At 63.3% G+C, this 12509-nt stretch carries 12 protein-coding genes; all 12 read left to right on the top strand.

Going from position 1 to position 12509, the window contains the following annotated elements; genetic code table 11:
• The first annotated feature begins 1177 nt into the window (after positions 1–1177).
• The 12 genes from PTE31013_RS10950 (at position 1178) to PTE31013_RS11005 (ending at position 12488) form a co-directional block, all read left to right on the top strand.
• Complete coding sequence (locus tag PTE31013_RS10950) at positions 1178–1363, top strand: Flp family type IVb pilin (protein WP_150612831.1); 186 nt, start codon at positions 1178–1180, stop codon at positions 1361–1363.
• A gap of 120 nt (positions 1364–1483) precedes the next feature.
• Entirely contained in the window at positions 1484–2005 is a 522-nt protein-coding gene (locus PTE31013_RS10955; RefSeq protein WP_150612832.1) for an A24 family peptidase, read from the top strand.
• Between the two features lie 31 nt (positions 2006–2036).
• Positions 2037–3458, top strand: a complete 1422-nt coding sequence (locus PTE31013_RS10960) for an ATP-binding protein (protein WP_150612833.1) — start codon at positions 2037–2039, stop codon at positions 3456–3458.
• Between the two features lie 12 nt (positions 3459–3470).
• Positions 3471–4313 carry a Flp pilus assembly protein CpaB gene (gene cpaB / locus PTE31013_RS10965; protein WP_150612834.1) on the top strand — a complete coding sequence of 281 codons (843 nt, stop codon included), beginning with the start codon at positions 3471–3473 and terminating at the stop codon, positions 4311–4313.
• Positions 4314–4389: 76 nt separating this feature from the next.
• Positions 4390–6165, top strand: a complete 1776-nt coding sequence (locus PTE31013_RS10970; protein ID WP_150612835.1) for a type II and III secretion system protein family protein — start codon at positions 4390–4392, stop codon at positions 6163–6165.
• Between the two features lie 24 nt (positions 6166–6189).
• Positions 6190–6522 carry a hypothetical protein gene (locus PTE31013_RS10975; RefSeq protein ID WP_246174279.1) on the top strand — a complete coding sequence of 111 codons (333 nt, stop codon included), beginning with the start codon at positions 6190–6192 and terminating at the stop codon, positions 6520–6522.
• 104 nt (positions 6523–6626) lie between these two features.
• The gene (locus tag PTE31013_RS10980) at positions 6627–7859 is read left to right on the top strand and encodes a pilus assembly protein TadG-related protein (protein ID WP_150613040.1); all 1233 of its coding nucleotides are present in this window, start codon (positions 6627–6629) and stop codon (positions 7857–7859) included.
• 9 nt (positions 7860–7868) lie between these two features.
• A complete protein-coding gene (locus PTE31013_RS10985) occupies positions 7869–8390 on the top strand; it encodes a TadE/TadG family type IV pilus assembly protein (protein ID WP_150612836.1) in 522 nt (173 codons plus the stop codon).
• Complete coding sequence (locus PTE31013_RS10990) at positions 8387–8827, top strand: TadE/TadG family type IV pilus assembly protein (RefSeq protein ID WP_150612837.1); 441 nt, start codon at positions 8387–8389, stop codon at positions 8825–8827. The genes PTE31013_RS10985 and PTE31013_RS10990 overlap by 4 nt, the downstream gene beginning before the upstream one ends.
• Before the next feature lie 27 nt (positions 8828–8854).
• Positions 8855–10063 (top strand): CpaE/TadZ family protein, encoded by a 1209-nt coding sequence (locus tag PTE31013_RS10995; protein ID WP_150612838.1) that lies wholly within the window; start codon positions 8855–8857, stop codon positions 10061–10063.
• Positions 10064–10150: 87 nt separating this feature from the next.
• Positions 10151–11461 carry a TadA family conjugal transfer-associated ATPase gene (locus PTE31013_RS11000; RefSeq protein ID WP_246174314.1) on the top strand — a complete coding sequence of 437 codons (1311 nt, stop codon included), beginning with the start codon at positions 10151–10153 and terminating at the stop codon, positions 11459–11461.
• Positions 11462–11510: 49 nt separating this feature from the next.
• Positions 11511–12488, top strand: a complete 978-nt coding sequence (locus PTE31013_RS11005; RefSeq protein ID WP_150613041.1) for a type II secretion system F family protein — start codon at positions 11511–11513, stop codon at positions 12486–12488.
• The last annotated feature ends 21 nt before the right edge of the window (positions 12489–12509 follow it).

Below are 12509 nucleotides of genomic sequence, written 5' to 3' on the forward strand. Positions count from 1 at the left end.
CGCAATATTTGCGTGAATCCGGTGCCGCTTCGTTTTTCCTTTGACAGTGCGTCGCCACGGTGCAGTTCGTGACGCGTGTCGTTTCTGACGGCTTGGGATGACGTGCGCTTTGTGAAGACCATTGTTTGCGGTTTCCTAATCAAATTTCAAGTCAGTGTTTCTCCTAAACAATCCGTAACTTAGGTCAAGTTAATACCTGGCGTTTCAAATTTGGTTCATTTTTTACGAATTTTTATATTTCATTTTTTCGGCCAAGAAAGGACGCTCAACAACCAACGCCCAATAGCGACTCTCGGCATTTAATCGCTCGTTTCTTCAAACATGAAACCTCATGAAGATTGGCTTTCTGATTGGCTTTCATGGCAGTTATCAAGAATCTTTTTTTCGCCCAATTTTCTTATTTTTATTAGGAATACCCCTTATCCAAGGCGCCTATCGGTGAATTCATTTACTTGGTTTCCCGACTCGCAATCCCCCTTATTTTTTGAATGCAGATAAAGGGTTTCCACCAATAAAAAGATGAACAGCGACGTTTCTCCGGGCGAACGAAAAAGACGTGGGTACGGCAGGGTTTGCGCTTGTATGTTTCAGTTCTGAAACGTTTTTCGCGAGACCTTCCTTGGCTAGCAGCCCGGTACTGATGCGAGGAGCCGCGAGAAGGCCGTCGAATCAGCCTCCCGGGGGAAGCTGGCCTGTCTCTTGCACTGTCTCTGGCGTGCCGCTCAATCACGGGGCGGACCGGTTGAAGATCGTAGCCGTACGCGGCAGATCTCACCGGTCCGAGCGAGATGAGGATCTCGCGGGGTGAGACGGCGCCGGCGAACAGCCGCAGGGCAAGTCATCAAGCCATGCGGTCGCCCGAGAGAGGTACCAGAAAATGTGTGGACTTGATCCATGCTTGTCAGCAGATCGCCGGGGGCGTCCGCACGGGCACCCAAGCCCCGCGCCTTCGGCGAGCCTGCCTTTCGGCGTGTGGCGGCATGTCATGTCGCGCCCCTCAACACGCCGTGTTCCCGGCACCGGTCGCCTGTCACGTCATCACGTCGCCCAGGGTTCTGGCTCGTGCCGCTATCTATCCGTTTTCGAAGGACTGTCGCAAGGCATCGCGTCGCCCTTCATCCCCTATCCGTCGTGCCAACGAAGGATAACTCGCCAACTCAAGTGCAAGGAGATTGTCATGAAAACCATCGTCAAGCTTGGCCAACGCTTCATCCAGGACGAAAGCGGTGTCACCGCCGTGGAGTACGGACTCATTGCCGCATTGATCGCGGTCGTGATCCTCGCTTCGGTGACGATTGTCGGCACGCAGCTCAACTCGACGTTCAGCAAGATCGGTTCTGCGCTGACGTCGGCGAATGGTTGAGTGAGCCGATGTCAAGGCGGGTGGCCTCCAGGAGCGAACCCCGCTCCCCCCCGGTCACCCGCACTATTTTCCCGCGCGAGCACGAGACGCGGACTCCGAACGATAGGCGAGGTAACGATCATGCATGACAGCACATTCATGGCACCGAACCTGAGCGCATTCGGCACGGTGACCCTCGTCGTCGTGGCCGCTGCCTGGGACTGGCAGTCCAGACGCATTCCCAATCGCCTGGTCGGGAGCGCATGGCTCGCCGCGCTGGCGATACAGATTTGGACACACGGTTGGCTCGACGGCAGCGTCGCTTGGACGCTTGGCTGGCTGACCGGATTGGCGATGTTTCTGCCGTTTTACTTGCTGCGAGGCATGGCGGCCGGCGATGTGAAGCTGATGATGGCCGTCGGCGCAGGGATCGGCGCGCATCAGGCCTTCGACGTGGCGATCGCCACCTTCGTGCTCGGCGGCATCTGGAGCGTCGGATTGTCACTCTTGCGCGGAAACGTCGGGCAACTCCTCAGCAATACGCGCGCCATCGTCGGCCAATGGGGGCCGCGCAGGCAGGCCGCTGCGGCATCGGTTGGCGCCATTCCCTACGGACTGGCGATCGCACTCGGCACGATTGGCGTCCTGTTTGCACAGGCCTGAACAACACGGAAACGGTCACGGGGTACGCATCATGGATCAAAACAGCGTAACCGATTCAACGACGCCGCAAGGCAACGACGGCATGTCGCCATTGAGGTCGTCGCACTTTGCGAACGGCCACGACGCAGCACCGGCGCTCCGGTCGGTGGCGGATACGGGACTCGATCTGTCGTTTCTTGTCGATCTCGTCAGCAAATCCTGTTTCGTCAGCGGCAGGACAACCCTGCTGGCACTGATGGACAGTCTCAAGCTCCCGCTAAGCGTCCTGGACGAGCTTGTCGCCTTCATGGTGCGCGAGCACCTGATGGAAATCACCCATCGGGGCGCCCTCGACGCGGACGTTCATCTGCGTCTGACCGATGCGGGACATACCCGGGCGCGCGAAGCGATGAACCTGTGCAGCTACGTCGGACCGGCACCGGTGACGCTCGACGCGTATGTGACCTCGGTTCGGACCCACTCGGTGCGCAAGTTGCAGGTCAAGCGCACCTTTGTCAAACAATCGTTCAAAGGCACGACGCTGGACGCGCGCTTGCTCGACGAGATCGCGTCGTCGCTCAACGCCGGACGCCCCCTCATGCTGTTCGGCCCGGCGGGCAGCGGCAAGACCTATCTGGCCGAGCGCCTGGGCACGCTGCTTCAGGGCACGGCGCCGGTTCCCTTCGCCATCTCGGTGTCGGGGGAGGTTATCCAGGTGTTCGATCCGCTCGTGCATGTTCCGGTGGCCGACGTGAGTGTGGCCGGACAAGCGCATTTGCGAGACCGCCGCTGGGTCTGGTGCGAACGCCCGCTCGTGATCTCGGGCGGCGAGCTGACGCTCGACATGCTTGAGGTCTGCTACGACGCCTCCACCGGTTTCTACCAGGCGCCCCCGCACATGAAAGCCAATGGCGGCATCTACATCATCGACGACTTCGGTCGCCAGATGGCGCCCCCACAGGCGCTGGCCAATCGCTGGATCGTGCCGCTGGACCGCAACATCGATGTCCATACGCTCAACACCGGACGCCGCTTCATCGTGCCGTTCGACGTTTGGCCGGTGTTCTCGTCGAACATCAATCCGTGGGAGCTTTGCGACGAACCCTTCCTGCGCAGGCTGGGATGCAAGCTCTACGTGGGGGCGATGGAGCCCGACGCGTACCGCCGCATCTTCGACGCCGAATGCAGACGCCTTGGGCTCGCCGCAGGCGACGATGCCTTCGAATACCTGACGCAAAGGCTTCACGGCATGTCCGCCACACCGTTGATGGCCTGCTATCCGCGCGACCTGCTGCTGCTCGTCGAAGCCGAGTGCCGCTATATGGAAGGCGCGATGACTGTCACCCCGGACCTGCTCGACGACGCGTGGCGACGGTACTTCGACATGAATCACCGGGCGCGTCGAAGTTGGCAGGACGATGGCATGCGCTCGCTTGGCGACGCCCCCTTCGCCACACCGTTCGATCATCACTGAGGAGCAAAGATCATGAAAAACCCGAAAGCGTTATCGATGCTGCTGATCGCCATCGTGGCCGGGTTGGCCTCGGTGGTGTTCGCCGCCCAATGGCTATCCCGTCAGTCCGCGGCTTCGGTCACCTCTGTCGCCGTGGCGGCCGGAGACGTCGGCCTCGGCCAACCGATCAATGCCGAACTCATCAAGATGACCAACTGGCCCGCCGACAGCATTCCGGCAGGCGCGTTCCACGATCCCAAGCTGCTCGATGGCCGCGTCGCGCGCGTGGGCATGCAGCGCGGCGAGCCGATTCTCGAATCGAAGCTGGCACCGCAGGGGACCAGGGGCGGTCTGTCAGCGGTCATCGGCGAGGGCAAGCGAGCCATCACGGTACGCGTCAACGACGTGGTCGGCGTGGCCGGCTTCGCGCTGCCCGGCAACTACGTCGACGTCATCGTCAACACCAGCGAGACCGAACGCAAGGGGCCGGCCGATCAAAGCATCTCCAAGATCGTGCTCGAGAAGATCCTCGTGCTCGCCGTGGCACAGCAAGTCAGCCGCGACGATACCGCGCCCAAGGTGGTCAACGCCGTGACGCTCGAAGTCACGCCTGACCAGGCGGAGAAGCTCGACCTCGCGCGCAGTGTCGGCACGTTGTCGCTGGTACTGCGCAATCAGGTCGACCGCGCGCCGCTGGTGACCACGGGCGCGACCAAGATGACCCTGCTCAACGAACCGGTGGTGGCACCGCCGGTCGCCGCCCGGGAACCCGTGCGCGCACACGCGGTACGCAAGCCCTCGCGGCCCGTGACGCCACGCATGAGCGATTGCGTGGGCGTGCTGTCGGGTACGCACGGCGGTGTGGAGTGCTTCTGATTACAACAAACCGGTCAACGCAGACACAAGGCAATGCCGAACTGCGCGTCAAGGCGCGCCACCCCGGGGGAACATCATGAAAATCATTCGCAAAACTCGTCAGGCCCGCCGCATGGCCATCGCCGCGGTTGCTGGTTGCGCGCTCGTCGCAATGTCGCACGCCGGGGCGCAGACCGCTGCGGAGTACGGTGTCATTGCCCACGGGGCGCCGTCGCAGGGCAGACCGCTCGCCGCCGGCGGGCCGGTGCAGATGACGATCAGCATGGCGCCGTCCGCCCCCGCGCAACCGGCCGTGAACGTGCGCGGCCCCAACTGCACGGGCAACCTGCGTAGCACCCGGGACGTCGTCGTACCGATCGGGAAGTCGACGATACTTCAGCTCGACGAGCCGGTGCGCAACCGCTCGCTCGGCGATCCGTCGGTGGTGCAGGCCGCGATGGTATCGCCCAGGACAATGTATCTGCTCGGTCTCGCGGTCGGCACGACCAACATGATCGTGCAGGGACGCAGCGGCAGCTGCGACGTGATCAACGTCGCCGTCAATAGCGATGCCGGCGGCTTGCAGGCGGCGATCGCGCAGTTGATGCCCGACGAACGGAACGTGCGCGTGACGAGCGCGGGCGGTGACCTGGTACTGGCCGGCCGTGTGTCGAACGCAGCGACCGCCCAGCAGGTGGTCGAGATCGCAAAGGCGTACGCCAAGCGCGGCAAGGTGGAAGGGCATGTACTGAACATGATGGCGGTCGATGCGCCGCAACAGGTCATGCTGGAAGTTAAGGTCGCGGAGGTCTCCAAGACCCTCATCAACCAGATGGGCTCGGCACTGAACCTCCAGGGCGGCTTCGGCAGCTGGACCGGCGGGATCGTGAGCAGTCTGCTGTCCGGCGCGGGGGCCGCCCTGTCGGCGGCCAAATCGAACCGGCTGCCGTTGAGCGCGACGCTGGACGCCCAGAAGACCGACAATCTCGTGAAGATTCTCGCGGAACCCAATCTGGTGACGCTCTCCGGACAGGAAGCCAGCTTCCTGTCCGGCGGAAAGATCTTCATCCCGGTGCCGCAGAGCAGTTCCAATGGCACCACCACGATCACGCTTCAGCAAGAAGAGTTCGGCGTGGCCCTGCGGTTCCTGCCGACGGTGCTCGACGGCGATCGTATCAACCTGAAGGTGGCGCCGGAAGTCTCCGAGCTGTCGCCGACCGGCGTGACGCTCACGTCCACGAACGTTAGCGGCGTGAACATCCTGCCGCTGATCACGACACGCCGTGCATCGACGACCGTGCAGATGCGTGACGGCGAGACGTTCGCCATCGGCGGTCTGCTGCAAAACAACGTGAGCGGCGCGCTCAAAGCGGTCCCGGGACTCGGGGAAGTGCCCGTGCTCGGCGCGTTGATGCGCAGCACGTCGTTCCAGAACGACCTGACCGAACTGGTGTTCATCATCACGCCGCATCTGGTGAAGCCGTTGCGCACGGCGACGGCCCCGCCGCTGCCGACGGACAGCTTCACGACGCCCAGCGCCCTTGACATCTACGCCACCGGCAATATGGAAGGACGTCGCAACGTGGCACCCGTCCAGGCACCGGCACCGGCGCAATCACCCACGCCGGACACCCCCGCCGCACCGCCGCCGCAACCGGGCGTACCGCCGTCGAGTTCGCAACAGACGCCCGTCACCCCGCCCGCCGACGGTGCACGTCCTTCGGTAGGCGCGGCGCCTGGCACGTCGTTGTCGAGTGCCCCAGCCGCGCCGGCGACGAACGGCGGGCGCCGCGATGTGAGCGTCGCGGCCGAGGCCGGCGCGACCCAGCGCACCGCATCGGTTGACATGCTGCAGCAGCTTTATATCCATTGAGAATCGTGATTCCGGGGAACCATCATGAAAACAGTCACCACGATGATGTTGCGCTGCGCCGCCTTCGGCGCGAGCGGTGCGGTTTGCCTGTCACTTGCCGGCTGCATGAGTTCGTCGCCGATCTGGGACGCGCATATGGGTGAGGCCGTGAGGAACGTCATGCACGCGCAGATCGTGCACCCCGGGCCGCCGACAGACGACGACACGCGCGGGACGGACGGACGTGCCGCAGTGGCCGCGATGAACAATTACGACAAGTCGCTGCGCACGCCAACGCCGACGGCCAGCCCGTTCGTCATCGGCGTGAGCAGTGGCGGCGCGGCCATGTCCCCCCCGTCTGGCGATACCGGTCAGTAACGCGGACATCGCGCACGGTCGCGCGACACTCAATCCCCATGACGCTCAAGCGAGGCATGCTCATCATGCGAACCCACCAGACTCGACACCGTGCCCGCGGCAGGATGCCGCGGCGCGAAGGCGGCGCCATCGCGATCGTCGTGGGGCTGATGCTGGCAGTCCTGATCGGTTTCGCCGGTCTCGCACTTGATCTCGGCAAGCTCTACGTCACGCGCAGCGAACTGCAAAACAGTGCCGATGCCTGTGCACTGTCGGCCGCCCGGGACCTGACCGGCGCAACACCGCTGTCGGTGTCCGAAGCGGCCGGCATCGCCGCAGGACATGTCAACAACGCGCTGTTCCAGTCGATTCCCGTGACGATGACGGTCGATAGCAGCGTGACGTACAGCACGACGGCGACCGGCAGTTATGTCGATAAGGGCAGCGTGACCGGGTCGGTGGCCAGTATCAAGTACGTTCAGTGCACCACCTCGATGACCGGCATTGCCAACTGGCTCATCGAGGTCCTCAATGTGCTGCCGGGTGTCAATATCGGTCCCAGTTCGGTGTCGGCGCGCGCCGTTGCGAGCACGACACCGGCACAGACGACATGCGCCATCCCCGTCTTTGTTTGCGATCCGTCGAAATTTTCGCCGGCGGCCACCTACAGCGTCGGCCAGTGGTTGATCGGCAAGGGTGACAGTAGCACCGGGACTTACGCGGGCGGCGATTTCGGTTGGGCGAACCTCACCGGCAGCGGAAACAGCGGCACGCCATCGCTTGCGGGCGAACTCACCGGGTCGGGGCAATGCGACCTGCCCGTAGTGGGTACCCAAGTCGGCACGGCAGGCAACAAGGCGTCGCTCGATACCGCCTACAACACGCGCTTCGGCATTTACCAGGGCGGGACACCGCCCAACGACGGCACGTCGGTCACGGACTTCACAGGCTTCGCCTATGACGCCACGACATGGACAGCGCAGGCGAACGCCTACAACGATTTCGTGACGCAGCGCAAAAACAACGTGGCGTATCAGGGCGATTCGGTTACCGGTCTGAAGACCAAAGGGACGGCCGCAGCGAAGTCGGTCTATCAGGCGGGTGCGGACCGGCGGTTGCCAATTGCGCCGATGGTCGACTGCTCGAACCCCGGGACAGGCAGCGGCGGTGCCATATTCCCCCTCACCGGCTGGGCCTGCGTACTGCTGCTGGATCCGATGCAGCAGGGTGGCGATATCGATTCGGTCCATCTCGAGTATCGCGGGAAGGCGGGCGACGTCGGCAGTCCGTGCGCGACACAAGGCACGCCGGGGTCGATCGGCGCCGTCGGGCCGCTGGTGCCGGTTCTCGTGCAATAGGAGACGACCATGACACGCCAACGTCATCGTCCGGGAAACCAGCGCGGGGTGGTCGCGGTGGAGTTCGGTCTCGTGCTGCCCGTGCTGCTTGTGCTGTTCGGCGGGATGGTCGAGCTGGGGCACGCCATCTACCAGTACGACGCCCTGACCAAATCGGTTCGCAACGCCACGCGCTATCTGTCCGAGTTTTCGCCGGAGGACCCGAACTACCCGCTCGCGGCGGCGAAGTGCCTGGCCGTCTACGGCAATACCGGCTGCACCGGAACACCCCTGATCGGCAATCTGACGACATCGAACGTGGTGGTCTGCGATCGCAGCAGTACCACCGCGCCCAGTTGCCAGGACCTGGTGTATGCGAATTACATGGTGTACGACGCCACCAACAATGGCAGCACCGGCACGTCGGTCGGCACCATCAACCTGGTATCGGTCAAGATCTCGGGATACCAGTACTCGCCGATCCAGGCGATTCTGAACTTCTCCGGGCTGACGTTCGGCGATATCAAGACCGTCATGAGGCAAGTGCTATGAAGCCCCCTCGCCTATCCCGCCGCCCCGGCGCGCAGCGCGGCGCCGCCGCGATCGAGTTCGCCCTCGTTTCCGCCTTGTTCATTACCTTGCTGATCGGCCTGATGGAGTTCGCGCGCATTCTCTTCTACTGGAATACCGCGTCGGAAGCGGCGCGCCTGGGGGCACGCGTGGCGGTCGTCTGCGATTTGGGCGCGAGCGCGGTCGAGACCAAGATGATCAGCCTGATGCCGCAACTCGCCACGGCGAATATCCAGGTGGCGTACACGCCGACGGGCTGCGATAGCAGCAGTTGCGCGCTTGTCACGGTCAGCTATACCGGACTGACCGTCAACACCTTTATCCCCTTTGTCCCGATTTCGGTCACGTTGCCGCCGTTCACCACGACATTGCCGCGCGAGAGCCTGAGCAGCGCAACCGGCGGGAACGTGTGCAGTTGAGCATCGCAAAAAAAAGATGAGGCCATCATGCTGAAAGTTTTGCTCGTTTCGCAAGCACCGGACCGATTGGCATTGATCGCCCGCCTCGCGCGCGACCGGCCCGAGTACGATTGCTCGACGCTGCTCGCCACGCCGGCCCAGTTGCTCACGTCAGTGCCCCGGTTGGGCGAACATGATGTCGCGGTGATCGACCTGCCGGGTATGCAACAGGGCGAACTGCACGACATCCAGATGCTGTGCCAGCAGATGCCGAAGCTGGTTTGCATCCTGGTGTCGGCCGAGACGTCGCCGGCCTTGCTGATTTCGGCAATGCGCGCCGGCGCCCGCGACGTGCTGCCGTGGCCGGTCGATCAACACGCGCTGGCGGATGCCCTCGCACGGGCCTCGTTGCAACACGGGCACGATGCGCCTCGCCCGTTGCGCGCCATCGCCTTCATGTCGTGCAAGGGCGGCGCCGGCACCAGTTTCGTGGCAGCCAACGCGTCCTATCAGTTTGCCGCGCAGACCGGCAGCCGCGTATTGCTGATCGATCTTGCCCAGGAGTTTGGCGACGCGGCCTTCCTGGTAAGCGACAAGGCGCCGCCGGCGACCTTGCCCGACGTTTGCGCCCAGGTCGATCGCATCGACGCCTCGTTCCTCGAAGCGTGCGTGACTCGGGTCGACGACGGCTTCGATGTCCTTGCCGGCGCCGGCGACCCGGTCGCCTCGGCCAGTGTGACGGAAGCCGCCCTCAAGCGCATTATCGCGGCGGCGGCGAGTCGTTACGACCTTGTCGTGTTCGACATCGGCCAGATCCTCAATCCTTTGTCGCTCTACGCATTGCGACGCAGCGATCACATTTACGTGGTCCTGCGGGCGAACATGCCGTTCCTGCGCGCGTGCCGTCGGCTGTTCGACTTGCTGCGCCGTCTCGGGATCGCCATGGACACGGTTCACTACGTGCTCAATCGGGCGGGTCGCCACGATGCCGTGGCGGCCAAGGAGGTGGCCGAGGTGATTGGCAAACCGGCGCTGGCAGTGTTGCCCGACGACAGCACGGTCGCGGACGCCGCCACCAGTCAAGGCGTGCCGGTGCTCAAGCTGTTCAGGCGCAGCGCCCTTGCCCGGGCGCTGGGCGGTCTGGCATCGATCATGGCGGACTCGCACACCAGCGCGGGCATCGTGCCGGCAAGCCACGCCTCGCTGATCGGCAAGCTCTTCCGCAAGGCGGCGCCCGGTCGGCCCACTCTCGTTTGATCATCGCAACTTTGCTTCACGGAGATCATCATGTCGCCAATCCTCGATGCACCGTCTTTGCTGAGTCCGGCCACGTCGTCGGAGCGTATGGCTGCACCGCTCCAGGTGGCTTCCGGCATCGGCCCACAATACGGTGAGCTCAAGCGCAAGATGCATGAGATGGTGCTGGCACGTGTCGAACTTGAAAAGCTCGCACGCCTGTCGGAGACGCAAGTCAAGTTCGAACTCGTGCAGTTGATCGATCGTGTCGTGGGCGAGCAGAACGTGCTCGTCAACGACGCGGAGCGCCGGCAGCTCGCCGGCGACATCTACGACGAAATGTTCGGTCTGGGGCCGCTCGAAGCCCTGCTGCGCGATCCGACCATTTCCGACATTCTCGTGAACACCCACAAGCGAACGTATGTCGAGCGCTTCGGCAAGCTCGAACCGACCGCCGTGACGTTCTACGACGACGCGCACCTGATGAAGATCATCGAGAAGATTGTCTCGCGCGTGGGGCGCCGCATCGACGAGTCGAGTCCGATGGTCGACGCCCGCCTGCCGGACGGCTCGCGCATCAACGCCATCATTCCCCCATCGGCAATTGACGGTCCGTTGCTGTCGATTCGCCGATTCGGCACCACGGCGTTGCAGTTGGCCGATCTCGTCCGGCTCGGCACGCTCACGGAGCCGATGGCCGAAGTGGTGTCGGCGCTGACGCACGCCAAGGTCAATCTGCTGATCTCCGGGGGTACGGGCAGCGGCAAGACTACGCTGCTCAACATTCTGTCGAGCTTCATCCCGGACAATGAGCGCATCGTGACCATCGAGGATGCTGCCGAACTGCAGTTGCACCAGCAGCATGTCCTGCGGCTCGAAACGCGTCCGCCGAACATCGAGGGCAAGGGAGAAATCACGCAGCGCACGCTGGTCCGCAACGCGTTGCGGATGCGGCCGGACCGCATCATTCTCGGCGAAGTGCGCGGCGCGGAAGCGCTCGACATGCTCAACGCCATGAATACCGGCCACGAAGGGTCGCTCGCCACGATTCACGCGAACACGCCGCGCGATGCCCTGACCCGCATGGAGAACATGATCAGTATGTCCGGCTTGCAGTTGCCGCCCAAGGCGATGCGTCAGCAGATCGCGTCGGCCATCACCGTGATCGTGCAGACGGCGCGCCTGACGGATGGACGTCGTCGGCTGGTCAGTCTGCAGGAAATCACCGGGATGGAGGGCGACATCATTTCCATGCAGGAGATCTTCATGTTCAAGCGTACCGGGGTCGGCCCCAACGGCGAGGTGAAAGGTTATTTCGCAGCAAGTGGGGTACGCCCGAAGTTCTCCGAGCGTCTCCAGGCATTCGGCGTCGCCTTGCCAGACGACATCTACGATCCGTCGCGCCGCATGGAAGTGTGACGACACCGGCGCGCGACGTCCAATGGCCGTCGCGCAGTGGGAGGAAACGATGAGTCCGTACTTCTATATCTTCGCGATTCTGCTCTTCGCGGCCGTGGTATTGGCCATCGAAGCCGTCTATCAATGGTGGAACAACCAGCACAGCGCGGCCGCCAAACGGATCGAGTCGCGGATTCGCTCGCTCTCGGCCGGCGGCCATGTCGACCGGGAGCACACGTCGATCCTGAAGTCACGGATGCTGAGCGAATCGCCGAGACTCGAACAGATCCTGATGCGCATGCCCCGCGTCCACAACCTGGATCTGTACATCATCCAGTCGGGACTGTCCTGGTCGGTGAGCCGTTTGTTGGTGTCCATGCTGCTACTGGCCGGCGGGGCTGTGATCCTGGTGCTGATCTTACCGGTGTCGTGGCGACTGGCGCTGATCGCGGGGCCGCTGGCGGGGTGCTTGCCAGTCCTGCACGTGATGCGTCGTCGCCGGCGTCGGCTTGCGCAGCTCGAACGCCAGTTGCCGGAAGCGGCCGACATGATCGCCCGGGCGTTGCGGGCGGGACATGCGTTCACCGGCGCGATCGAGATGGTCGGCGATGAGATGGCAGCCCCGATCGGTGGCGAGTTCCGCATCATGTTCGACGAAATCAACTACGGCGTCAGCCTCAACGACGCCCTGCTGAACCTCGCGACACGTGTGCCCGTCTCCGACCTGCGCTACTTCATCATCGCGGTGATGATCCAGCGCGAGAGCGGCGGCAACCTTGCCGAGATCATGGGCAACATCGCCGAACTCACGCGCGAGCGACTCAAGCTGTATGAGAAGGTGAAGGTGCTGTCGGCCGAGGGGCGTCTGTCCGCCAACATCCTGGAGGTGCTGCCGTTCGGCGCCGCCGGCATCATCATGGTGGTCAACCCGGCATTTCTTGAAATCCTCTGGCACGACCCGGCCGGCATCAAACTGGCCGTGGTGGCGCTGGTGCTGATGGCGTTGGGAATGGTGTGGATGCGAATGATCATTCGCATCCACGTGTGAACGGCAACCGCGGGGGAACTG

This window comes from Pandoraea terrigena (assembly GCF_902459705.1).
Lineage (GTDB): Bacteria > Pseudomonadota > Gammaproteobacteria > Burkholderiales > Burkholderiaceae > Pandoraea > Pandoraea terrigena.

Coding starts and splice junctions, on each gene's coding strand:
- PTE31013_RS10950 (WP_150612831.1), top strand. CDS start 1,178: ATGAAAACCATCGTCAAGCTTGGCCAACGCTTCATCCAGGACGAAAGC.
- PTE31013_RS10955 (WP_150612832.1), top strand. CDS start 1,484: ATGCATGACAGCACATTCATGGCACCGAACCTGAGCGCATTCGGCACG.
- PTE31013_RS10960 (WP_150612833.1), top strand. CDS start 2,037: ATGGATCAAAACAGCGTAACCGATTCAACGACGCCGCAAGGCAACGAC.
- cpaB (WP_150612834.1), top strand. CDS start 3,471: ATGAAAAACCCGAAAGCGTTATCGATGCTGCTGATCGCCATCGTGGCC.
- PTE31013_RS10970 (WP_150612835.1), top strand. CDS start 4,390: ATGAAAATCATTCGCAAAACTCGTCAGGCCCGCCGCATGGCCATCGCC.
- PTE31013_RS10975 (WP_246174279.1), top strand. CDS start 6,190: ATGAAAACAGTCACCACGATGATGTTGCGCTGCGCCGCCTTCGGCGCG.
- PTE31013_RS10980 (WP_150613040.1), top strand. CDS start 6,627: ATGCCGCGGCGCGAAGGCGGCGCCATCGCGATCGTCGTGGGGCTGATG.
- PTE31013_RS10985 (WP_150612836.1), top strand. CDS start 7,869: ATGACACGCCAACGTCATCGTCCGGGAAACCAGCGCGGGGTGGTCGCG.
- PTE31013_RS10990 (WP_150612837.1), top strand. CDS start 8,387: ATGAAGCCCCCTCGCCTATCCCGCCGCCCCGGCGCGCAGCGCGGCGCC.
- PTE31013_RS10995 (WP_150612838.1), top strand. CDS start 8,855: ATGCTGAAAGTTTTGCTCGTTTCGCAAGCACCGGACCGATTGGCATTG.
- PTE31013_RS11000 (WP_246174314.1), top strand. CDS start 10,151: ATGGCTGCACCGCTCCAGGTGGCTTCCGGCATCGGCCCACAATACGGT.
- PTE31013_RS11005 (WP_150613041.1), top strand. CDS start 11,511: ATGAGTCCGTACTTCTATATCTTCGCGATTCTGCTCTTCGCGGCCGTG.